The following is a 24,310-nucleotide window of genomic DNA, read 5'->3' as shown; positions in this document are numbered from 1 at the left end:
TAAGGAGAACACATGAATTATAATGAGGAAAAACAAGCTTTAGTAAATTATGGAAAAAAAATGAGTACAGAAGGTTTAAGCTCTGGTACTAGTGGTAATTTAAGCATATTTAATAAAGAAAGTGGACTTGTATTTATAACTCCATCAGGTGTAGATTATCAAAAGACAACTTCAAAAGATATAGTTGTTATGGATTTAGAAGGAAATATAATAGATGGGGATAAAAAACCTTCAAGTGAATGGCATTTACACACACTGTTTTATAAGAATAAACCGGATGCTAGAGCTGTTGTTCACACTCATTCTGTTTTTTGTACAACTATTTCGGCTTTAAGAATGCCAATAAAGCCAGTCCATTATGTTATTGCTGATGCTAATTCAATAGAAGTACCTTGTGCAGATTATAAAAGATATGGTACAGAGGAATTAGCAAAATCAGCTGTTAAAGCTGCTGGAAAATCCGATGCGGTACTACTTGCTAATCATGGCATAGTTGTATGTGGAAAAGATATAAGTTCTGCTTATAGTCTTGCTAAAGAGATGGAATATGTTGCTGAAATTCAATATAGAGCAATGAGTATAGGTAAACCTATTTTATTGACTGATGATGAAATGAAGGAAGTTGCAGAAGGATTTAAAAATTATGGTCAGCCAAAGAAGGAGGATAAGTAAGTGCAAAATTTCACTTATTATAGTCCAACAAAATATATCTTTGGCAAAGAAAGTCATATAAAAGTTGGAGAAGAGATAAAAAGAATTAATAAAAATAATGTTCTAATAGTTTACCCAGAAATATTTGAATCTAATGGATTAATTGCTAGTATAGAAGAATCCTTAAAAAAAGAAGAATTAAAATATAGCTTATTTAATAAGGTAGAGCCTAATCCTACATCAGACTTAGTATATCAGGGTATTAATATAGCAAAAAGTTCAAAAACTGATTTTATATTAGCAATAGGTGGAGGTAGCTCTATAGATTTAGCAAAGTCTATCGCTATCGGAGTAGAGTATGATGGAGATTTCTGGGATTTTTATTGTGGTAAGGAAATCAAAGAAGCAATCGATGTAGGTGTTATATTAACCATAGCTTCTTCTGGAAGTGAAAGTTCACCAAATGCAATAATAACTAACAAGAAAACTTTTGAAAAAATCGCCATAGAATCTGATTTGATTAGACCAGTTTTTTCAATAATGAATCCAGAGCTTACATTAACATTAAATAAATTTCAAACAGCTTCTGGTATAATTGATATTTTTACACATTGTTTAGAAAGATATTTTACTAATACAGAAAGTGTCCAATTATCTGATAGGTTGTTAGAGGGTATAATGAAAACTTTAGTAGAAATTGGACCAATGGCTATACAAAATAGCAAGGATTTAAGTTCGAGAGAAAATATAATGTGGGCTGGAACAATGGCTCATAATAATATTATTGGATGTGATAGAGAACAAGACTGGAATTCTCATCATTTAGAACATGTTTTGTCTGCTAAATATAATTGTAATCATGGTGCTGGAATGGCTGTGATCTTTCCTGCTTGGATGCAATATGTAGTTTCAAGACATGGATTAGATAAATTTGTTCAATTTGCAAATAGAGTATTTAAAGTTGAAATTAATGATGAAAATTATCTTGAAACTGCTAATATTGGTATTGAAAAGTTTAAAAAATTTATTAAGAAAATAAACATGCCTATTAATTTTAAAGAGTTGGGTATCAATGATTATGATATAGATGAATTAGTAAGTTTAAATAATCTAAATGGGAAAAAAACAGGTGGGTTTTATTCTATGAATGAGGATGATATTAGAGAAATTTATAAGATAGCATCTATTAATAACTTAGATAATATTTGAATTTAATTTATTTCATAAAATATTAAGTCAAGACCATAATATTGTTTAGGTTTATTTATTACAATACCTCATTTTGTTACACTCTAATATAAATTATATATAGAAAGTTTTAACACTCCTCATTGATATTAATGAGGAGTGGATTATGTCTTCTAAATTATATACTAGGTTGAAATAGCAAATATTGGATTAGTAAATTTTACACAAAATTTTGGACTTGACTCATTTTCACCTTATATTAAAGAAAAAATAATTATATTAAATGACTATACTAAGTTAATGGAGCTTATCGATGATGTTGAAATTTTGGAAATACACGAATAAGAAAGAATTTATTAAACTATTATTAATAAGGGTTATAGTAATATCTTTAACTCTTTTAAATCCTTTGATAATATCAAAAGCTATAGATAGTGCAATTAATAAAAACATAAAATATGCTATTATATATATTTTATCAATGTTATTAATAAGTATTTTCGTTCACTTTTTTTATGTGTTAGAAGATTATTATTTTGGGATTAATGATTTAGAAGCATATATAAATCAATTTTCTCAAATAAATAATTTACTTAAAGTTTATGATAATAAAAAGAACAACTTGGATAAGGCAAGAATGACACAAGAGTTAGGGCAAAACTTTGAAATAGTTCAGCCTTTTATATATAGAAATATATTAGAGATTATTATAAATATAAGTAAGTTTATAGTTACTTGCTTTATAGTTTACTTTATATCTAAATGGATTTTGCTGGCTTTTCTTATAATAATACCTATTTCTGCAATAGTTTCCTATAAAGTGAGGTCAATATAAGTAATGCATCTTCAGATCATTTGGGAAATATGAAAAAAATCAAGGGATATTTAATAGATCAAAAAAGTATTAGTAAAGAGGAGAAGTTTTTAGAAGAGAAACAGCTGCTTAATATAGAAACTTTTTATGAAAAATTTAGAAATGATTTGATTAGAAAGGTTAAGTATGAAAGTGTCATATATAACATATTTGTATACGGGACTTTAAATTTTTCCATAACACTTACTACTATAATTTCAATAATTTTAATTGCTAAAGGAGAAATGACAGCAGGTGATTATACTGCAGTATCTTTATATATAAGCAATCTGTGGAGTCCTATGTTAGATTTATTTAATATAAGAAGAGAATACGTAAGTAGTAAGCCAGCATTGAAATCATATAATAAATTTTTAAATATTGATTCTATGAATTTTAATAATGAGAAAATAAGAGGAATTATTCTTAAAGATTATGTTGGACTTGGAAGTGATGGAAAAAAACTTCACAAACCTTTAAATATTAAATTTGATAAAGATAGAGTAAATTTAATAGTTGGCTCTAATGGTGTCGGAAAAACAACATTAGCGGAATCAATTTTAAACCTATCAAATAGATATGAAGGACAAATATTAATAAATGGTAACATTTTAAATAAACAAATTGATATATTATATAAAGATATAGTTTACATACCTTCAGAGCCAATAATAAGCCAATATGGAATTTTAAATAAAGTGTATAATGGATCTTCTGGTCAAAAAAACTAGCCCAATTAGAGCTAGTATCAAAAACAAGAAGAAGTGCTTATATATTTGATGAGCCAACAAATTTCTTAGATGAAAAAGTAAAAATTCATGTTCTTAATTTGATAGAAAGTTTATTAGAAAAAGATGGTATTGTAATCGTAATAAGTCACGATAATATATTTAAGGAAAATGGTAATTATAATGTAATAAATCTTTCTAAATAAAATAAGATAAGAATGCATCTTAATTTTGTCTAAAATAAAAGGGACTGTTCCAATTATACTTGAAACAGTCCTTCTTTTATCTTTCCAATAAATCAAGTCCTAAAACATCCACATATTTTTCCAAAAAGACCATAGAGCCTTCAAGCATATAGACCTTGTTAAAACCTTGGCTTATTAGAAACTTAGTCAAAGACTTTGCGATATTACTTGAGTTGCAATATAAAAGTGTCTTTTCATCCTTATTAATTAAATCAAGATTTTCTCTGATTTTTGAACTTTCAATATTTTCTGCACCCCTTATGTGAGATTTATCAAAAGCTTCTTTACTTCTTATATCAATAATCCTAAAGTCATTAATTTTATCTTTAAGTTCATATAAGTTCACATGCTTTAAATCACCTTCAAATATATCTATAGCCTGACTTGCTAATGTATTTAGGGCATCTTCTGGAGTTGAGAAGATTGGTTGGTAGGATAGCTCTGTATCATAAAGATCATAAATATCAGCACCCATTCCAACAAGTCCTGCTACTATATCTATTCTTTTAACTACATCACCTTCTCCTACAGCTTGGATACCGTAGATAAGGCCAGTGTGTGAGTCGAAAAGTATTTTCATGTTCATAGGTTTAGAGTAAGGTAGGATATCTACTGAGTCATTGTGTCTTATAAGAGTTGATTCAAAAGCAATATTTTCACTTTCAAGAACTTTTCTTGAAAGGCCAGTTGATGCAATGTTAATATCAAAAGACCTTAGGGAAAATGACCCTATAAATGAAGGGGACTTTCCTGCCATATTAAAGATATGTTTTGCTACAAATTTAGCTTCTCTGTGAGCAGGCCATGCTAGATTTAGTTTGCCATTTTTTCTTGTAAGTGGGTTATATACTTCTATAACATCACCTATGGCATAGATATCTGGGTCATTTGTTAAGAAATTTCGATCAGTATCAATAGCCCCAGACTCGGTAAGTTTAAGACCAGCTTTTTTTGCAATTTCTGAATTTGGCTTTATACCTATAGCATTTATGAGCACATCGTAGTCTAATTTTTTGCCACTTTTTAAAATAAGCTCATCATCTTCTACCTTTATAATCTCATCATTTTTTATCATGTTTATATGTTTTCTTATATTCTCTTCTACAAATCCTGCAAGTTCTTCATCAATATTTGCCTCTAGGACTCTTGACCTTACTATAAGGTAAATATCTACTCCATCAAGTTCATTTAAGTTCTCAGCTGCCTCTATACCTATAAAACCTGCTCCATTTACTATGATTTTTTTGGCATTTTTCTCTTTTATATAAGCTCTTATCCTTTCAACATCTACTACATTTTCTACCTTAAAGACATTTTCTCTATCCTTATCAAGTCCTTTTATAGAATCTGGAATAAAAGGAGAAGCTCCTGTTGCAATTATAAGCTTATCGTAAGATTCAGTATAAGTTTTATCATTTTTAATATCATTTACTAAAACTTCCTTTTTATCCCTATCTATAGAGATTGCTTCATTAAAGTTTCTTGCATCTATATCATTATTTTTCTTAAAAGCTTCAGGATTTCTTGCTATTAAATCTTTGCTATCTTTAACCATTTCTGAAAGATAATAAGGAATCTCACAGTTTTTAAAGGAAGTATCTCTTCCTTTTTCAAGTAAGATTATCTCGCTGTCTTTAGAAATTTTTCTTATATTGGTTGCAGCGGTTGCTCCTGCTGCAACTGCCCCTATTATAACTATTTTCATAAGTCACCTCATACACATTTATACCCTATTTACTTAAATCCAATATTATATATTTAATCTTTAACTACTTTAATTTTGTGAAAAAAACTATATTTTTGTAATAAAAAATAGAAAATTCTTTTAAATAAAGTAGGATTTAAAATCTAAGAAGAAAACGTTTAATATTATTGTTGACTTTTTAATCTTCTTTTCATATAATAAAAGAAAAGGTAATTACCATGCGTCTAAGCTTGTAAAAATAAAGCTTTTACTTGGTGTGAAAGTTAGGACTTTAAAGCTTAGCTAAAAAACAAGGAGATTTTATGAAAAATAGCAAAAATAGGTCTAGATTTATTTTCTTTGGTCTATTGCCAGCCTTTATTCTTTATTTATTATTTATGGTATATCCTACATTCAATGTATTTAAAGAATCCCTATTTAAAACAGGAGGACTTTCAGGTAATAAGACATTTGTAGGTCTAGATAACTTCAAAATTTTAGTCAAAGATCCAAATTTTGTTAGGGCAAGTCAAAATACAATTTTTCTTATAGTTATAGTTACAATAGTTACTATGGTTATGGCAATTGTTTTCGCATCAATTTTGACACGTGAATCATTTAAGGGGCAAAACGTATTCAGGATTATTTTCTATATTCCAAATATTTTATCTATTGCAGTTATAGCATCAATCTTTGCAGTAGTTTATGGCATGGATGAAGGTCTTATAAATGGACTTTTAAGACTTATAAATCCAGGAAGTGAGAATATATCTTTCTTGGGAGATAGACTCAAGGTTGTTTACTCAATTGGTTTTGCCATGATCTGGCAAGCGATTGGATATTATATGGTTATGTATATGTCAACTATGAGTCAGATTCCAGAACACCTATATGAAGCAGGAAAGCTTGATGGAGCTAGTAGGATTAGACAATTTTTTGATATAACCCTACCTCTTACATGGCAAACAATAAGAACAACCCTTACATTTTATGTAATAAGTAATATAAATATAGCCTTCCAAATCATAAAGGCTTTAACAGGCGGAGGACCAGATGGGGCAAGTTTAACCCTTTTAAACTACCAATATGAACAAGCCTACACCAATTCAGCCTTTGGTTATGGACTTGCTATAGGAGTTGTAGTATTTTTATTCTCCTTTATCCTATCAGCTATAGTGCATAGGTTAACTAAAAGAGATCTAATCCAATATTAGGAGTGAGCAATGAAAGAAAAATCAAAACTATTTAAGGTATTTATATATTTTTGCCTTATAGTAATGGCACTATCTATCCTCATACCAGTTATGTGGGTGTTCATGTCATCACTTAAGACAAATCCAGAATTTTATCAAAATCCATGGAAACTTCCAGCAAGCTTTTACCTAGACAATTTCAAAGATGCTTGGGAAGCTGCAAATATGGGAGAGTTTTTCCTAAATTCAGTTATGGTTACATTCTTAGGATTAGTGATACTTTTAGCAATTTCCCTACCAGCATCCTATATACTTGCTCGTATGGAATTTAGAGGAAAGTCAATAATTAGCACCATACTTAAAGCAGGTCTTTTTATTAACCTTTCCTATATAGTAATTCCAATATTTATGCTTTTAAGAGATTTAAATAAGATGATAAACCAAGGACCCTTATCAAATGTTATGGGAGGAGCTTTCCTATTAAATAACAGGTTAGTTCTAGCCCTTATTTATGCAGCAACTGCAGTTCCTTTTACAGTTTATCTACTTACAAATTTCTTCTCATCTATTTCAAAATCTTACGAAGAAGCAGCTTATATAGATGGAGCAGGCTACTTTAGAACCATGGTTGATATAATGATTCCAATGGCAAAACCAGCTGTTATAACAGTAATATTATTTAATTTCTTGTCATTTTGGAATGAGTATATTCTAGCCCTAACCCTTATGACAGACCAAACTAAAAAAACTCTACCAGTAGGTCTTATTAACCTACAACAAGCAGCAAGAGGGGCTGCAAATTATGGTAGACTTTATGCAGGACTCGTAATTGTAATGATACCAACTTTAATAATGTATATACTAGTACAAAAACAACTTACAGAAGGAATGATGATAGGAGGAGATAAAGGATAATGACTAATCAAAATAAACTATGGGGAAGGTTAACCCTTCCTAGTGAAGAAAATTTCTATAATGAAACTTTGGAAATGCTTGATAAACTTAAGGCAGATGCTATAAGAGATTCTGACGGAACAAAGCTTCCCGATGAGATTAAAGATATAGAAGATGTAGATATATATACAACCTACTTTACAGTAAGAGATATAAATGACTTTGCTGAAAAAAACTTAGATGAGGCTATTAGACTTTATCTTTCAAGTGAATTCAAAACTGCTACATCTGAAAGTCTTGAAATAGATCTACTTGAAGACTACTATGATGAGCAAATCAAAATCGATTACAAATCAGACTATAAAAAATACTGGGAAGTAAGAGATAGGACAACAGGGAAAGTTGTTGATATAAATGATTGGACCCTAGATAAAGATAAGGTCATTATAAAAACAATACCCTTTCACGACTATTCAGTTTCCTTCCTAGCCTTTGGCATTTGGGATCCAACTCAAATGTATAATTATATAACAAATGATTGGAAAGATGTCCCTCACCATATACCAATGGATGTAAGAGGGGAGAAAACATCAAAATACGTAGAAGAAGCTCTAGAAAAATGGCTTATAGAAAATCCTAAAACTGATATAGTTAGGTTTACAACATTTTTCTATCATTTTACCCTAGTATTTAACAAAGAGGCTAAGGAAAAATATGTAGACTGGTTTGGATACCTTCATACAGTATCTCCAAATGCCTTAGATAAATTTGAAGCTCAATATGGTTATAGACTATCTCCGGAAGTATTTATAGATGAAGGATATTACAATTCAATGTATAGGAAACCTTCTAAAGAATTTCTAACCTATATAGATTTTGAATCAAAATTTGTAGCTGAGAGGGCAAAAAGACTAGTAGACTTAGTTCACAAATATAACAAAAAAGCTGTAATGTTTTTGGGAGATTCATGGATTGGAATAGAGCCTTTTGGCAAATATTTTAAAGAAATTGGTCTTGATGGAGTGGTAGGTAGTGTTGGAGATGGAATAACTTTAAGACTAATATCCGATATAGACACACAAATGAAAGAGGGAAGATTTTTACCATACTTTTTCCCAGATACCTTTTATGAAGGAAATGATCCATCAATTGAGGCAAGAGATAATTGGATAAAGGCAAGAAGAGCACTTCTAAGAAGTCCATTAGATAGGATTGGATATGGTGGATACTTATCCCTTGCCTACAAATTTAAAGACTTTACAGACTATATAGCAAATATTGCTGATGAATATAGGCTAATCTATAATAAAATTTCAGAAAAGATTCCAAAGGTAAGTGCCAAAGTTGCAATACTAAACTCATGGGGTGAGATAAGACGTTGGGGTTCACACATTGTAGCCCATGGTAAAAGATTTAAACTTGCTTACTCCTATATGGGACTTATGGAAGCCTTATCAGGTATGGATGTAGATGTATCCTTTATAAACTTTGATGATTTAAAAGAAAAAGACCTTAATGAATTTGATGTGATAATAAATGCTGGAGATGCCTACACAGCATTTTCTGGAGCTGATTATTTTTCTGATAGTAAAATAATCGAAAAATTACGTTCTTATGTTTATAATGGTGGAGGATTTATTGGGGTTGGAGACCCATCAGCATATCAAAAAAATGGCAAATTTTTCCAACTTAGGGATGTCCTTGGTCTTGATGTAGAATGTGGATTCTCACAAGGAAGAAACAAGTATTTCACAAAAGTAGAAGACTCCCACTTTATACTTGAGGATGTAATAGGAAAGATAGACTATGGAGAAGGAAAAGAAAATGTATATGCCATAGATAAGGATACAAGAATTCTAGACTATTACAATGAAGGTGTAAGAATGGCTACAAGAGACTATGGCAAGGGAAGAAGTTTCTATATGGCAGGATGTCCATATTCTTTTCAAAATACAAGGATTATAAAAAGAGCCATCATGTATGTATCTCATAAGGAAGATGAACTTAAAAAATACTTTGCAGAAAGTATATATGCAGAAGTTGCAGCTTTCAAAGGCCTTGATGAGTATTGTATTATAAACAACTCTAATAAGGATATAGAAACAAAAGTATATGATAAAGATGGAAATGTAAAAGATTTAAGTCTTAGATTAGGCGAGATAAAGTGGATTAAGGAGTAGTTATGGATTATTATAAAAAGAAAAAAATGGCCAATTTAATTTTGGGTCTAATTTTCATAATAGCTGTAATTTTACAATTTATAGGACATGCTACTACTGGATATAAGTATTTATTTATCCAAATAATATCACTTGGATTACTATTGCTAGATCTTTACTTATATAACAGGAGATTTTCATAAGAGGGGAAAAATGGCAGGATTAACATTTAAAAACATTTATAAAATATATGATGGCGGAGTAGAAGCTGTAAAAGATTTCAACTTAGAGATAAAAGACGAAGAATTTATAGTTTTTGTAGGACCATCAGGTTGTGGTAAGTCTACAACTCTAAGAATGGTAGCAGGACTAGAAGATATATCAAAAGGTGAGCTTTATATAGGAGATAAGCTTGTAAATGATGTAGAACCAAAGGATAGGGATATAGCTATGGTTTTTCAAAATTATGCCCTCTACCCTCAGATGACTGTAAGAGAAAATATGTCCTATGCCCTAAAGCTTAAAAAATATCCCAAAGACCAAATTGATACCAAGGTTGATCAAGTAGCCAAGGTTTTAGGACTTGAAGAATACCTAGAAAGAAAGCCACAAGCCCTTTCCGGTGGACAAAGACAAAGGGTGGCCTTAGGACGTGCCATAGTTCGTGATCCACAAGTATTCCTAATGGATGAGCCTTTAAGTAACCTTGATGCCAAACTAAGAGTACAAACTAGAGCAGAAATTTCAAGACTACATGAGCAATTAGATACAACCTTTATCTATGTAACCCACGACCAAACAGAAGCCATGACAATGGCAGATAGGATTGTAATAATGAATAAAGGACAAATCCAACAAGTAGCAAGTCCAACAGAAGTATATCAACATCCTATTAACCTTTTTGTAGCAGGATTTATTGGATCTCCTCAGATGAATTTCATAAATACTAGTATAATAAAAGAAGATGGATTATACTTTGCTAAAAATGAATCTAATAAGCTTCCAATAGATATAGTAAAAGGTCAAAAATTAGAAGAGCTTGGCTACTTAGATAAAGGAGTAATACTTGGCATAAGACCAGAACATCTTTATGACCAAAAAAGAGTAACCCCTTGTCAGTTAGAAGGAGAAGTTACCTTTACAGAAATGCTTGGAAGCGAGCAATATGTTTACCTAGATAGTAAAAAAGATAAGTATTTAGCAAAACTTAATATGGATAATCCTATTAGAAAGGCAGATGTGGTAAAATTATACTTAGATCAAGAAAGAATGCATTTCTTTGACCCACAAACAGAAATTAATATTTTAGAAAACTAAAGGATGGTATATGAAAAGAATACTTATAACAGGCGGAGCAGGATTTATTGGCTCACATATAGCAGTAGAGCTTTTAGACAATAATTTTGAAGTTGTAATCTATGACAACCTCTCAAATTCGTCAGTAGAAAGCTTAAAAAGAGTAGAAAAAATTACAGGAAAAGATTTAAAATTTTATGAAGCTGATGTTCTCGATAAAGAGAAAATAAAAGAAGTTTTAATAAATGAAAGAATAGATGTAGTAATTCACTGTGCAGCCCTTAAGGCAGTTGGGGAAAGTGTAAAAAAACCACTTGAATACTATCAAAATAACATAACTGGAACTCTTACTCTTATAGAAGCTATGAAAGAAGTCAATGTTAAAAATATAGTATTCTCATCATCAGCAACAGTTTATGGAGATCCTAAAACTTGCCCCATAACAGAAGATTTTCCAAAAGGTGAATGTACTAACCCTTATGGATGGTCTAAGTCCATGATGGAACAAATAATGACAGATCTTTATGTATCTGACAATGAATGGAAAGTAATCCTACTTAGGTACTTTAATCCAATAGGAGCCCACAAGTCTGGACTTATAGGAGAAGATCCAAAGGGCATTCCAAATAACCTCATCCCTTATATAACAGGAGTTGCAATAGGAAAATATGACTATGTTCATGTATTTGGAGATGATTATGATACTAAAGACGGCACAGGAGTAAGAGACTACATCCATGTAGTTGACCTTGCTAAAGGTCATGTTAAGGCAATGGAGGCTATGGATAAGCTCTCAGGAGTGGAAATATTTAACCTTGCTACAGGAGAAGGATATTCAGTTCTTGAAATGATAGAGGCCTTTGAAAAGGCAAGTGGAGTGAAAATTCCATATAAAATAGAAGATAGGCGTGAAGGAGACATTGCAAAATGTTATGCTTCAGCTAAAAAAGCAGAAGATATCCTAGGCTGGGTATGTGAAAATGACTTAGAGGATATGTGTGAAGATTCTTGGAGATGGCAAAAGAACAATCCTAATGGATATGAGGAGGCATAAATGAGTACAAGTTTAGTAATACTTGCAGCTGGAATTGGTTCAAGATATGGAAAAGGAGTAAAGCAACTTGCCAAGATGGATGATTTTGGTCATACAATAATGGACTATTCAATCTATGATGCAAAAAAAGTTGGATTCGATAAGGTAGTCTTTATCATAAGAGATGAAATAGAAAGGGACTTTAAAGAAGTTATAGGAGAAAGAATAGAAAAATTAATAGATGTAGAATATGCCTTCCAAAAACAAGAACTTCCAGAAGGATTTGAAGTTCCAAAAAATCGTCTTAAACCTTGGGGTACAGTCCCAGCTGTTATAGATGCCAAAGAATTTATAAACGAGCCATTTTTAATAATAAATGCAGATGACTATTACGGTAGGGAAGTCTTCAAGCTAATGTATGACTACCTAAATAACCCGGAAATTATAGAAAAAAACAAGAAAAAATTACAAGTTTCTATGGCAGGCTATAAATTAAAAAATACCCTATCAAAAAATGGGGTAGTAAATAGGGGAATATGCTTAGAAAATGAAGACCATATGTTAATAGATATTAAAGAAACCCATGGTATAGAAAATAAAGATGGAAAAGTGCTTTCTAAGGAAAATCATCCTGAAGATTTCCTAAACCTAGACTCTTTAGTTTCAATGAATGTATGGGCAGCCTTCCCAGAATTCATAGAAATAAGTGAAAAATACTATAAAAACTATTTAGAAAAAAATAGGGATAGACTAATAGATGCAGAATATATCCTACCTAATATGATTGGAGAATTTTTAGAAGATGATATAGCAGAAGTTAAAGTAATTCCTACAAATGATAAGTGGATAGGAATAACCTACAAGGAAGACTTAAAACCAGCCCAAGAAGAATTCAAAAAAATGTTTAAGGATGGAGTATATAAAGAAAATCTATGGGAGATTTAAATGGCAGAAGTTGTACTTACAAGAATAGATGATAGGCTTTTACATGGTCAAGTTTCAAAAAAATGGCTAAATGAAGTAAAGGCTAATACAATAATAGTAGCAGATGATAAAATAGCAGAAGATAGTGAGAAAATAAAAATCCTAAATGTGGCAACACCTATAGGAGTAAAATCATATTTTCTTTCTATAGCTGATGCAATAGATAAATTAAAACACTTAGAAGAAGATATAAGAGCTATACTTTTAGTAGAAAATACCAAATCTGCATTAGAAATTATAGATAAGGGTTTAAATATAGATAAAATAAACTTAGGAAATCAAAGAAGAAGAATAGATACAAAAGAAATTACCCAATCAATCTACTTGAAAGATGAAGAGATAAAAGATTTAGAAAAAATAGAAGAAAAAGGTATAAAAGTTATGATTCTTACCCTTCCAGAGGATAAGTTAATAAAAGTTTCTGATATAAATTAAGAAAAAGGCTTCTGCAAGATTTTGCAAAAGCCTAATTTTATATATTATTATATTTATAGTTAAGATAGGTAAAGTCTATATTTATAAATATAAGATTTAAATACCTATAATTTGAGTAAAATAGTTAATTTATATTTAATCATAATGACCCTATCTTTTAAAATTTACTAAAATATAGATATATGTAGAAAAATTATTAATAAGGGTAATAATATATAAGTAAATATCTCATTAAAAGCGAGGGAAAATGAACAATATTTTAAAAAAATCAAGCTACTATGAAGTCTTTGTTGAGTCTTTTTTTGACCATGATAATGACGGAATAGGAGATATAAAAGGATTACAAAATAAATTATCTACAATTAGTCAGATTGGATTTACCTATTGCCTAATACATAATATTTTTTATGAAAATGAAAATTCATATAATTTTTATAAGCTAAAAAAAGAATTGGGAGAAGAAGATGACATAGAAAACCTATGTAAAAAAGCTAAAGAAATTAGGATGAAAATAATCCTAGATTTTAGCTTTCGTGACCTGATTAAATCTTATAAGATAGATATTTTTAAGGATGAATTTTTAGATATAATATCTTATTGGAAAAACAAGGGAGTAAAGGGCATAAGACTTAATGATGTTGATCTTTTCTTTGAAAGATTTGGAGATAATTCTTCTAGTATTTTAAAAGAAATAAAGTCTTTTTGCGAAGAAAATAAATTGATATTTATAATAGGTGTAAGAGATATTTCCCTAATTGATGATGAAAATCTTTCTGATATAGTCTATATATCAAATATAAATTCTATAATAGAGAAAAATAAATATAGGAAATATTACGAACTTTTGGATAAACTTCAAAAAAATACAGAGGAAAAATATATCCACTATGGTATAGATTTAACAAATCTTTATTATCCTAGGCTAATTGATAAAATTCTTGATGATGAAGATGAGTCACATGATTTTATGAAGGCTCTTTATATCCTATTATTTTCTCTTAAAACCCTACCTTTCGTTTTTCAAGGCGAAGAGATTGAAGCAAGAAGTGAATATTATATTGATATAGCTAAGATAAATGACAAAAAGATAAAAGCTAGATATAAAATTCTTAAAAATAAGGATTTAAGTGAAGATGATATTATAAAGAAGATTAAAAAAACCACTAGCCTATCTAGTAAACTCCCTTTAAGGTGGGAGATGACAGATTTGGGAGGATTTTCAAAAGTTGAAAATTACTATGGGTCTATGGTAAATTATAACAATTCCTACAAGGAGGACTTAAAGAACTTAAATTCATTTTTATACTACATTCATGAACTTATAATGATGAGAAAAATTAATTCAATTTATGGACTAGGTTCTTATGAGAAAATTTATTTTGATGAAAGTGCCTATATCTTTAAAAGATTTTTCAAAGATGAGGAATTTATGGTCTTAGTAAATCTTTCAGATGACTTTGTCCTAATAGATGAAAAAATAGCAGAAGAGATAAAAGATGCCGAAATTATCCTAAATAACAAAAGAGACTTTGAACCTGAGGCCTTAGATATATACCAAGCGTTAATTTTAAAATTGTAAAACTTTATAGACTAATTAAAAGACAGGTTTTAAGTCCTGTCTTTTAGGATTTTAATCTTTTATAGTAGTACCGGAATCATCAGGCTTGTTGGTATTTAGTATTTTTATAGTAATATTCTTATCCATAACTGGAGCTATGGCATCCTTTTGATAGACACTTGCTCCAGAATTTATTATTTTTTCAAGATCCTTATACTTGAGTTTTTCTATCTTTTTGGCAGTTTTGTCTATGTTGGGATCTGCTGTCATAATCCCAGAAACATCAGTCCAATTTTCATAGACAGATGAGTCTAAGGCTGATGCCAAAATTGATCCAGTATAATCAGAACCTCCTCTTTCAAAAGTTTTTATATAACCATCTTTATTTCCATAAAATCCCGGAACAACCACCTTCATTCCAGCTCTTATATTTTTTCTTATAGCCTCTGTTGTCCTTTCAAAATTAACCTTATTATCTTCGTCAAAATATATTAAATCTTTGCTATCTATAAAATCATAATCAAGGTAGAGGGCAAGGATTTTAGCATTTAAGTACTCACCACGAGATAGGTTAAAGTCCTTATTTAAAGACTCTGACACACTTATAATACAATCATCTATCTCTTTTTTTATATTTTTATTAAGGTCTAAGTCATCTACAATTTCATAAAATCTTTCCCTTATCTTTTCTAAGATTTTATTTTTAATCTCAATTTCTTCATTTTTTACCTTACTTAGTCTTAGTATTTCCTTATCTATATTATTTATCTTCTCATTTGACTCGCTAGCTTTTATAAGAAGGTCGGTTACCTTTATATCGTAAGGATTTCTCTTTCCAGGTGCAGATACGACTATTACATTCCTATCGTCTTTTTTATTAATAATTTCCTTAACTCTCCTAAATTGACCCGCATCAGAAAGCGATGAGCCACCAAACTTTGATACTGACTTCTCTTTTATGGAATCTAGCCTATAAGGTGTATTTTGGTATACTGCATAATTTATCCAATTTGAGAAAAAAAGACTTGCTGCTGATTTCCAGCTCATATTTATCTTATCGCTATCTTTAAAATAATAATTTACAGGTTTTTTAGCATCTAATCCATTTTTTAAATCTCTCTTATATTCCCTATCAAGAGTATATTTATTATATTCGAAGTGTCCTAGGCTAAAGATAAACCTATAATCACAGCTTGCAGCAAGACTTAGGCCAACCTCATCACTTTCACCTAAAATTTTCAAATCATCTACAAGCTCTATATCCTTTGGATCAATTCCTTTGTACCTTGATTGAGGTATGTTAAAGACGTCATCAAAGCCATCCAAAAGCCTAGATTCACTTTCCTTAAAGAAAGGATAAACACCAAATATTTTCTCCTTATAAGAAAAACTATCTATATGGTAGAAATAGTTAAGAGCTGCAAGGGATGCCCAACAGATAAAAATAGTAGAAAAGACATTCTCCCTAGCATAGTCAAATATCATTTTTAGCTCATCCCAATATTTTATATCAGAATAGTCAAGATTTTCTATGGGAGCGCCTGTAATTATCATTCCATCATATTTCTCGTTTTTTATATCTTCATATGACTTATAGAGCTTATTTAATCTTTCATAATTGGAGTGTTTATTTATATATGAATCAGTTCTTATAAAGTCAACCTCTATCTGGAGTGCATGATTTGATATAAGCTTAAGAAGGTCAATTTCTGTCTCTTCCTTATTAGGCATAAGATTTACTATGGCAATCTTTAAAGGCCTTATGTCCTGACTTTTTGCCCTAGATTTATCAATGGTAAAAATGTCTTCTTTTTCTAAAATTTCCTTTTTAATTAATTCTTCAGATAATATAACTGGCATAATATTCCTTTCTATATACAAAAAAGAGCCTTCGACCAAAGGACGAAGACTCGTGTTACCACCTTATTTTTCTAATATCTCACGATAATAGACTTAGTAGGTATCAAACAATACCATCTGCTATAAGGGGCATACCCCTAGCAAGCTACATATCGCAAGCCAACAATAAAAGGCCATCTTCACTTACAAAAAATCTACTTATCTCACCACAACTAAGCTCTCTTAAATCATCTTTATAAGTTACTCTTCTTTTTTATGTTCTGATTTATTTTTATATATATTATCATAATAAAAAAATTAAGTCAATATAATTAAATAATATTTTGCAATAAAGCCTAAGTTAATCAAATTTAATAACATATAAAAATAAGTATAAAGTAATAAAAAACAAACATTTATAAACAAATACCATTTTGATAAATTCACCTTAGTCGGTATTATAATATATAGAAAGTACAAGGAGAAGAAGATGTTTTATAAAGCAGATTATGTAATATTAGAAGACAGTGTTGGAGAAGAATTATATATAGAAGTTGAAAATGCAAAAGTAAAATCAATTTCAAAAAATGAACCAGAAGAATATGAATACTTAGAAGGAATCCTTGCTCCAGGTCTTGTAGATACTCATATCCATGGTTACAAAAATAAGGATATAATGAATGCTGAAAAAGGAGCGCTAAATGTAATAAGTGAGGGACTTTTAGAATGTGGTGTTACATCATTTTTACCAACAACTCTTACAGATACAACAGAGAGACTAAATGATGCAGTAAAACTTGTAGGAGATGAATACAAGGATGTAACAGGTGCTAAAGTTCGTGGAATATTCCTAGAAGGACCATTTTTTACAGAAAAATACAAGGGTGCTCAAAATGAAAAATATATGTCAGATCCTGATATAGAAAAGCTTAAAAAATGGAAAGAATTGTCAAATGGACTTGTAAATAAAATTGCCCTAGCTCCAGAAAGAAAAGGAGTAAAAGACTTCATTAAAAAAGCTAATGCTATGGGAGTAAAAGTTGCCTTAGGACATTCTGATGCAAGTTATGATGAGGCTATGGAAGCAATTGATGCAGGAGCTAATATCTTTGTTCACACCTTCAATGGTATGAGTGGACTTCACCATAGATTGCCAGGAATGGTGGGAGCAGCCATGAATTCTGATGCTTATTCAGAACTAATTTGTGATGGTCATCATGTAAACCCAGCATCAGCTGAAATTCTTATAGATAAAAAAGGCTATGATAGAATTGTCCTAATTACAGATTGTATGATGGCAGGTGGTATGGCAAATGGTAATTATAAACTTGGAGAATTTCCAGTTAAGGTAGAAAATGGTACAGCAAGACTAGAATCAGGCTCCTTGGCTGGTTCAATCTTAAAACTTAAAGAAGCTGTTAAAAATGTTTATGATTGGGATATAGTAGATGTTTATGAAGCAGTTCAAATGGCAAGTTTAATGCCAGCTAAATCTGTAGATATAGATGATGTATGTGGAAAGATAAAGGTAGGCTATGATGCAGACTTTATCTTGCTAGATGATGAACTAAATCTAAAAGCAACTTTCCTAAATGGAGAGAAAAGATACGAGATATAGAAAATAATATAAGATAAAATATTGTAGAAAGTATTAATACTTGGAAATTTGCAATTAAAACACAAGACTTTAAGAATAAATAAAGGGGCTGTTGCAAAATGAATTAATCGTTGCAATATCATTTCAAGTCCCTCTACGACAATTTGGCCTCCATGAGCCGGCAGGCTATTCTCAAATTGTCTAGGAGTAACTTGAAATGATGCAACGATAGAAATTCATAATTTTGCAACAGCCCCTTAAATAATATAAAGTTATTTCCTTACTTTATAAAATCCTATATTATTGTATTGCTTTCTAAATACCATCTTCAAAATCATCTGTATTTATATTGTTTTCTTCCGATTTATATGAAACTATTGATTCTCTTCCTATATTTAATATATCATCAACACATTCGTCAATATTATTTCCCTCACTATTTATAGCTTGAAATAAAAGAGCAAAGTTTAGACCTGCCAAAACTCTCACATTATCAAATTCACCTAAAGTCATTACTGCTCTATTAAAAGGGGTTCCACCAGCTAAGTCTGCCAAAACTATAACATTATCATATTCCTTTAATGATTCGTAATTTTCTTTAAGTTTTTTATCAAAGAGATTTAAGTCGTCATTTTCTTTGAATTCTTGTATTCTTACATTATCAAAGTCACCAGCTATCATTTTAATAGCTGAGTAAATTCCACTAGCAAGTGAGGCGTGACTTACTGCTATTACTGCATTTGTCATTAAAATACTCCTATATATGCACCAACAATTCCAAGAACTAGTAAAAATCCGATACATTTAATAGGTGTCCATTTTCTCTTAGTCAATAAGAAGAATAATAAAAGTGTAATAGAAAGTGGAACAAGATCAGGAATTATTCCATCTAGCACTTCTTGGATTTTAACCTTTACTGGTTGTTCTTCATATGTGTTAAATTCTATTTCTGATTTTCCATTTCCTAAATCTCTTATTACTGCACCATCATTTAACTCTTTTTTCTCCTTATCCTTGTATAATAGATCATCATATTGAGATATTTCATTATTATTTACGATAGTATCTACAAGTACAGGAGTATTTGTTGTACCATTGTCTACTTCAAGAGCTATTGATGTATCCCCATATACACTTACAAGTGCTCCAACAACTATAACACCAAGGATTGATGCAGCTCTTGTAAATTCTTTTGCATTTTCAGTCAAGATATCAATTGCAGACTCACCCATTTTATATGACCAATTCATTAGCCAGAATCTTAGGGCAAATTGACAAATATTAAACACTGTAAAAAATAGAATCGGTCCAGCTATAGAACCCTGTAATGCCATATTAGAAGAAATTCCTGCAACTATCGGCACAAGTGTAAACCAGAAAATAGCATCTCCAATGCCACCCAAAGGTCCCATTGCTGCAACTCTTACGGCTCTTATTGTTGGTATTTCAACTTTATTTTGTTCAAGAGAAAGTATAATACCCATAACAAATGTAACAAGGAAAGGGTGAGTATTGAAAAACTCAAGGTTATGTGTCATAGATTTTGACAAGTCTTCTTTGTTAGTGTGTATTTTTTCAAGACCTGGCAAAATTGAATATAACCATCCTCCAGCTTGCATTCTTTCATAGTTAAAAGATGCTTGTAGAAAAAGTGATCTCCAAACCATCTTATTTAAAGTTTTTTGATCTAGCTTTGGACTAGGGTTAGTGTCCTTATAAGAGTTCATATCATTATATTCCATCTTCTTCTCCTCCTTCGAAACCTCCACTAACACTTGCACTCTTTAGTTTTAAGTGGATTTGATAATCCCAGAAAGCAAGAGCAAAGCCAATAAGTGAAATGATTAATAAAGCTGATCCTGATAAAGAATCATTTGCCATAACTATAACTGCAAGGGAAAATCCAACAAAGAAAAATCCCCAAAGATCTTTTGACACCATAAGTCTTAATAAAACTGCAAAACCAACAAACTTCATCATTCCACCAGCTACTCCAAGTCCATGCATTAGAGTTTCTGGAATTTTTTCGGCAAGTTTTGCTCCGAAAGATGAACCAGCTATAAAGAATAATACTACTATTATTCCAAAAATAGTTCCTAAAAGAGCCATAGATAAGTAATTAATCCTTTCTATTCCCTTAGGGTTAGCTTCTTTGGCATATTGATCAGCCTTTGACATAACAGGACTCATTAAAGTAAATATAATTGTAACACCATATTGTCCTAAAAGGGCAAATGGAATAGCAGCAGCTGCAGCTGCGTTTGGACTAAGCCCTGATGTAATTGCAAAAATTACAGCAACAATACCGCCTATAATTGCATTTGGAGGTTGAGCTCCACCTACAGGCATATTTCCTATAGTCATCAATTGGTAAGTTGCACCAACAACTAGACCTGTTTGCATATCGCCTAAGATTGCTCCTATAACAGGACCTGTAATAATCGGTTGATATAATGACTCTAGGAAAGAGAATTGGTCGATAGCTACTACGAAAGTAACTAAGAATATTAAAATTATTTGTATTATATTAAAGTTCATTAAATTCTCCTAGATTTTTTTATGAAAATAGTTTGTTGACATCCTCTGCTGATTCTGTAGGTACTTTTCTAATCTCTAAATTAACACCTTTTTCCTTTAATTTTTTAAAAGCATCTACATCTGTGTCATCTACTGCAACAACACCTGCTACTTGCCTTTTACCTTCGGCCATGTGCATATTACCTATATTTACATTTGTAATTGGAACACCACCTTCAACAAGCTTTAAAACATCTGATGGACTTTCACATATTATAAATATCTTTTGTCTATCAGCAGCCTTATGAATGGTATCAATGGTTTTTTGAATTGTCCAGTATCTAGTAGCAACTCCAGTAGGAGCAGCCATATTCATGAGATTTTGTCTCATTTTATTTCCTGCAACTTCATCATTTGCAACTAATATTAGATTTGCCCCGATAGCTTTAGTCCATTGAGTTGCAACTTGACCGTGTAATAGCCTATTGTCTATTCTTGTCAATACTATATTTGGCATATAGACTTCCCCCTCTTTAATTTAAAATTTCACTAATTGAGTAACGACTAACCTTGATTTCTACATCCTTGGCAATACTGACAATAACATAGTCTTCTTTCAAAGAAATAACTTCTCCATATATACCATCAGTTAACATGATTTTTTTGCCAGGTTTTAAATTCTTGTGTAAGTCTTCAAAATATTTTTTTTTCTTATTTAAATTCTTGTGGCTTATTATTTGACTTATTAATATAAAAATACTAATAAATGCCAGTAATACCAAGGATGTGACTGCAATATCAGCTAACATTAAACCTCCTTTCATTAAATAAATTTTAATATTTACTAAAAAAAGCATTTGTTAAAACATTTTCCCTAATGAAAAAATAAAAAAACAAAAACTCTAAGCCTTTATCTTTTAAATTTGTATATTAAAACATATAAAAGTAAAAGATAAATAGATGTAAATACTAACCTGGTAATTACCATTATTATAATATAATTATATTACTTTGTCAAAGTTTTATAAAAAAATTGATTGTTAAATTTATAAATTTTGCTCAGATAATAATTAGAGAAAAATATTAAAAAGATACAAAAATTATAAATATATATAGAAAGAATATCGCCTAAATTAGAAAATAAAATAAATAAAAAACATATGAAAACGATACAAAATAAGCCTTTAAGCTTCTTTATAATAAATTTTAAAAAATATATTAAAATACAAAAAAATTATTATATTATATTTTTATCTCCTCTTATAATATATAATTTTTAAAATTATCTTAGCTCTTTCATTAAAATACAAGTTAGGGAAATGTTTTTTTAAAAATGAAAAGACTGTAAATTTTAATATTCTTATAAAAAGCTATAAACTCCTGTCATAGTCAGTGCTTGCCGGTAATTTTATTTTTATCCTAGATTTTTTTATCCTTCTTTAATTAGGTTTTTTTAGCCAAAAAGCCCTATTTAATCAGATTATAATAACTTAGTTTATATAAATTTCATAAATAATTGAAAACTTTTTCAAATTTGGTGTTGACATTTGTTTGAGAATGGTATATTCTTTATATAAAGAACATTAGTAAACAAAAATAAACAAAAAAGAAAAAGGAGGGTTTCGTCATGAAGATATATATATCATCGGACACCAATGGTAAAAGATTAAAAGATATCCTTAAAAATGAGATTGAAAAAATGGGATATGAATATGAGGATTTATCAAAAGATGGTTTTGACTTCGTAGATAGTTCATCTGTTGTATGCGAAAAGCTTTTAGAAGAAAATAGTCAACTAAAAGAAAAAACAGATGATAGCTCAGTAGGAGTTGTAATCGATAACTATGGTGCCGGCTCTTATATGGCATGCTCTAAATTCAAAGGCATAGTAGCTGCCGAAGTATCTGATGAAAGATCAGCACTTATGACAAAAAGACACAATGGTGCAAGAATATTAGTCCTAGGACAAGAAGTTGTAGGTGAAGCTCTTGCAAAAAGTTGTTTAAAGAGTTTTTTAAGCCATGGATATGATGGTGGACGTCATCAAATTAGGATAGACATGCTTAACAAGATGCTATAATACTAACTATATAATTCAAGGAGAAATAATGAAAATAGCTTTAGGTTGTGACCATATTGTCACAAGTTTAAAAATGCAAGTTTCAGACCATTTAAAAAGTCTAGGACATGAGGTAGTCGATGTTGGAACTTACGATAATACAAGAACACATTATCCAATTTATGGGAAAAAAGTTGCAGAACTTGTAGTAAGTGGCAAATGTGATCTTGGAGTAGTTTTATGTGGAACAGGTGTTGGGATATCAACAGCAGTAAATAAAACATTTGGTGCACGTTGTGCCTTGGTTAGGGACTGTATAACAGCCCAATACGCAAGAGAAGAATTAAATGCCAATGTAATTGCCTTCGGTGGAATGATAGTCGGCAAAGATTTAGCTTTAGAAATTGTTGATTCATTTATAAATTCAAAATACAAAGAAACAGAAGAAAACAAAAAATTAATAGATAAATTAATGGCTCTTGAAGATAAATATGATAAAGATAAAGAAAACCAAGTAAACAATGATGAGTTTTTTGATGAATATATCGAAAAATGGAAGAAAGGTTATTATCACGACTAGGTATTAAAATGACTGAACTATTTGATAAAGATTGTATATATGTATCTGATGCAAAAAATAAGGAAGATTTGTTTTATTATATTTATCAAAAGCTTCTAGAAAAATCATTTGTAAAAGAAAACTTTTACGAAATGATTTTAGAAAGAGAGAAGAATTATCCAACAGGTATGGATATGTCTGTTGTTAATCCTAATCTTTCAAACATTGCCATTCCACATACAGAGCCATCTACAGTAAATGTAACAAAAATCATACCTATTAAATTGAAAAATAGTCTTAAATTTAATAATATGATTGAGCCAGATAAAGAGATTTTGGTCGACTTTGCCTTTATGATTTTGAATAAAAGTGGTGGAGAACAAACTAACATATTATCTCAGATAATGGATTTTGTTACAAAAACTGAAGATATTGGGAAAATGTTTGAATCGAACGACGTTGATTATATTTATAATTTTATTAAGGAAAAATTTTAGGAGGAAAAATTATGATTAAAATGTTAGCAGCTTGTGGAGCTGGAGTTAACTCTAGCCATCAAATTAAAAACGCAATGGAAACAGAAATGAAAAATAGAGGTTATGCTTTAAAATGTGATGCAGTAATGGTAAAGGATATCACTGAGGATATGCTAAGCAAATATGATATTTTTGCAAGAATTTCAAAAACAGATTTAGGTTTTGATGTAAAAACTCCTACAGTTGATGCCGGTCCTATTCTTTATAGAATGCCAGCTATGGCTAAACCAGTTTATGATCAAGTTGAAAAAATAATCAAAGAAAACAATTTAAAATAAAATCACAATTCAAAAATGATTTAA

At 30.1% G+C, this 24,310-nt stretch carries 25 protein-coding genes; 18 read left to right on the top strand and 7 right to left on the bottom strand.

The annotated features are described in order from the left end of the window. Window positions 1-12 precede the first annotated feature (12 nt). The 4 genes from FYJ26_RS03735 (at window position 13) to FYJ26_RS03720 (ending at window position 3,423) form a co-directional block, all read left to right on the top strand. Window positions 13-672: an L-fuculose-phosphate aldolase gene (locus FYJ26_RS03735; RefSeq protein ID WP_154539743.1), complete on the top strand. Its 660-nt coding sequence runs from the start codon at window positions 13-15 to the stop codon at window positions 670-672. Next, entirely contained in the window at window positions 673-1,860 is a 1,188-nt protein-coding gene (locus tag FYJ26_RS03730) for an iron-containing alcohol dehydrogenase (RefSeq protein ID WP_326831236.1), read from the top strand. Between the two features lie 292 nt (window positions 1,861-2,152). After that, window positions 2,153-2,674, top strand: a complete 522-nt coding sequence (locus tag FYJ26_RS03725; RefSeq protein WP_154539741.1) for an ABC transporter ATP-binding protein — start codon at window positions 2,153-2,155, stop codon at window positions 2,672-2,674. A gap of 29 nt (window positions 2,675-2,703) precedes the next feature. After that, the gene (locus FYJ26_RS03720; protein WP_154539739.1) at window positions 2,704-3,423 is read left to right on the top strand and encodes an ATP-binding cassette domain-containing protein; all 720 of its coding nucleotides are present in this window, start codon (window positions 2,704-2,706) and stop codon (window positions 3,421-3,423) included. A gap of 279 nt (window positions 3,424-3,702) precedes the next feature. Here FYJ26_RS03720 and FYJ26_RS03715 read toward each other — a convergent pair whose 3' ends face one another. Further along, entirely contained in the window at window positions 3,703-5,370 is a 1,668-nt protein-coding gene (locus FYJ26_RS03715) for an FAD-dependent oxidoreductase (protein ID WP_154539737.1), read from the bottom strand. Window positions 5,371-5,672: 302 nt separating this feature from the next. Between FYJ26_RS03715 and FYJ26_RS03710 the strand changes: the two genes are divergently transcribed. From FYJ26_RS03710 to FYJ26_RS03670, 9 genes are all read left to right on the top strand, one after another. Beyond that, entirely contained in the window at window positions 5,673-6,563 is an 891-nt protein-coding gene (locus tag FYJ26_RS03710) for a carbohydrate ABC transporter permease (RefSeq protein WP_154539735.1), read from the top strand. A 9-nt stretch (window positions 6,564-6,572) separates the two neighbouring features. Further along, window positions 6,573-7,457, top strand: a complete 885-nt coding sequence (locus FYJ26_RS03705; protein WP_154539733.1) for a carbohydrate ABC transporter permease — start codon at window positions 6,573-6,575, stop codon at window positions 7,455-7,457. Beyond that, a complete protein-coding gene (gnpA, locus tag FYJ26_RS03700; RefSeq protein ID WP_154539731.1) occupies window positions 7,457-9,616 on the top strand; it encodes a 1,3-beta-galactosyl-N-acetylhexosamine phosphorylase in 2,160 nt (719 codons plus the stop codon). Before FYJ26_RS03705 ends, gnpA begins: the two co-directional genes overlap by 1 nt. 2 nt (window positions 9,617-9,618) lie before the next feature. After that, entirely contained in the window at window positions 9,619-9,798 is a 180-nt protein-coding gene (locus FYJ26_RS03695) for a DUF6903 family protein (RefSeq protein WP_154539729.1), read from the top strand. A gap of 10 nt (window positions 9,799-9,808) precedes the next feature. Next, window positions 9,809-10,912, top strand: a complete 1,104-nt coding sequence (locus tag FYJ26_RS03690) for an ABC transporter ATP-binding protein (protein WP_154539727.1) — start codon at window positions 9,809-9,811, stop codon at window positions 10,910-10,912. Window positions 10,913-10,922: 10 nt separating this feature from the next. Further along, the gene (galE, locus tag FYJ26_RS03685; RefSeq protein WP_154539725.1) at window positions 10,923-11,945 is read left to right on the top strand and encodes a UDP-glucose 4-epimerase GalE; all 1,023 of its coding nucleotides are present in this window, start codon (window positions 10,923-10,925) and stop codon (window positions 11,943-11,945) included. Beyond that, complete coding sequence (locus tag FYJ26_RS03680; RefSeq protein WP_154539723.1) at window positions 11,946-12,869, top strand: sugar phosphate nucleotidyltransferase; 924 nt, start codon at window positions 11,946-11,948, stop codon at window positions 12,867-12,869. Next, a complete protein-coding gene (locus FYJ26_RS03675; protein ID WP_154539721.1) occupies window positions 12,870-13,343 on the top strand; it encodes a PTS system mannose/fructose/N-acetylgalactosamine-transporter subunit IIB in 474 nt (157 codons plus the stop codon). A 247-nt stretch (window positions 13,344-13,590) separates the two neighbouring features. After that, window positions 13,591-14,922: an alpha-amylase family glycosyl hydrolase gene (locus tag FYJ26_RS03670; protein WP_154539719.1), complete on the top strand. Its 1,332-nt coding sequence runs from the start codon at window positions 13,591-13,593 to the stop codon at window positions 14,920-14,922. 51 nt (window positions 14,923-14,973) lie between these two features. Here the strand turns inward: FYJ26_RS03670 and FYJ26_RS03665 are convergent, their stop codons facing one another. Continuing rightward, a complete protein-coding gene (locus FYJ26_RS03665) occupies window positions 14,974-16,761 on the bottom strand; it encodes a homoserine O-acetyltransferase/O-succinyltransferase family protein (protein ID WP_154539717.1) in 1,788 nt (595 codons plus the stop codon). 469 nt (window positions 16,762-17,230) lie between these two features. On the opposite strand from FYJ26_RS03665, the gene nagA reads away from it, so the two are divergent. Then, a complete protein-coding gene (nagA, locus tag FYJ26_RS03660; protein ID WP_154539715.1) occupies window positions 17,231-18,358 on the top strand; it encodes an N-acetylglucosamine-6-phosphate deacetylase in 1,128 nt (375 codons plus the stop codon). A gap of 294 nt (window positions 18,359-18,652) precedes the next feature. Here nagA and FYJ26_RS03655 read toward each other — a convergent pair whose 3' ends face one another. From FYJ26_RS03655 to yajC, 5 genes are read right to left on the bottom strand one after another with little or no spacing between them, the layout of a single operon-like run. Continuing rightward, window positions 18,653-19,084: a PTS sugar transporter subunit IIA gene (locus FYJ26_RS03655; RefSeq protein WP_154539713.1), complete on the bottom strand. Its 432-nt coding sequence runs from the start codon at window positions 19,082-19,084 to the stop codon at window positions 18,653-18,655. Then, entirely contained in the window at window positions 19,084-20,079 is a 996-nt protein-coding gene (locus FYJ26_RS03650; protein WP_154539711.1) for a PTS system mannose/fructose/sorbose family transporter subunit IID, read from the bottom strand. Before FYJ26_RS03650 ends, FYJ26_RS03655 begins: the two co-directional genes overlap by 1 nt. Beyond that, window positions 20,069-20,875: a PTS mannose/fructose/sorbose/N-acetylgalactosamine transporter subunit IIC gene (locus tag FYJ26_RS03645; protein ID WP_154539709.1), complete on the bottom strand. Its 807-nt coding sequence runs from the start codon at window positions 20,873-20,875 to the stop codon at window positions 20,069-20,071. Before FYJ26_RS03645 ends, FYJ26_RS03650 begins: the two co-directional genes overlap by 11 nt. 19 nt (window positions 20,876-20,894) lie before the next feature. Continuing rightward, on the bottom strand, window positions 20,895-21,371 hold the full coding sequence (gene agaV / locus FYJ26_RS03640; RefSeq protein WP_154539707.1) for a PTS N-acetylgalactosamine transporter subunit IIB: 477 nt from the start codon (window positions 21,369-21,371) through the stop codon (window positions 20,895-20,897). Between the two features lie 16 nt (window positions 21,372-21,387). After that, entirely contained in the window at window positions 21,388-21,663 is a 276-nt protein-coding gene (gene yajC / locus FYJ26_RS03635) for a preprotein translocase subunit YajC (protein ID WP_154539705.1), read from the bottom strand. A gap of 818 nt (window positions 21,664-22,481) precedes the next feature. Here yajC and lacA point away from each other — a divergent pair. From lacA to FYJ26_RS03615, 4 genes are read left to right on the top strand one after another with little or no spacing between them, the layout of a single operon-like run. Next, window positions 22,482-22,934: a galactose-6-phosphate isomerase subunit LacA gene (gene lacA, locus FYJ26_RS03630; protein ID WP_154539703.1), complete on the top strand. Its 453-nt coding sequence runs from the start codon at window positions 22,482-22,484 to the stop codon at window positions 22,932-22,934. A 28-nt stretch (window positions 22,935-22,962) separates the two neighbouring features. Then, on the top strand, window positions 22,963-23,493 hold the full coding sequence (lacB, locus tag FYJ26_RS03625) for a galactose-6-phosphate isomerase subunit LacB (protein WP_154539701.1): 531 nt from the start codon (window positions 22,963-22,965) through the stop codon (window positions 23,491-23,493). An 8-nt stretch (window positions 23,494-23,501) separates the two neighbouring features. Continuing rightward, entirely contained in the window at window positions 23,502-23,969 is a 468-nt protein-coding gene (locus FYJ26_RS03620; RefSeq protein ID WP_154539699.1) for a PTS sugar transporter subunit IIA, read from the top strand. 11 nt (window positions 23,970-23,980) lie between these two features. Further along, window positions 23,981-24,286 carry a PTS sugar transporter subunit IIB gene (locus FYJ26_RS03615; protein WP_154539697.1) on the top strand — a complete coding sequence of 102 codons (306 nt, stop codon included), beginning with the start codon at window positions 23,981-23,983 and terminating at the stop codon, window positions 24,284-24,286. Window positions 24,287-24,310 lie beyond the last annotated feature (24 nt).

It is taken from the genome of Anaerococcus porci (assembly GCF_009696575.1).
In the GTDB taxonomy this organism is placed as follows: domain Bacteria; phylum Bacillota; class Clostridia; order Tissierellales; family Peptoniphilaceae; genus Anaerococcus; species Anaerococcus porci.
This window is presented reverse-complemented; position numbering and strand designations above follow the sequence as displayed.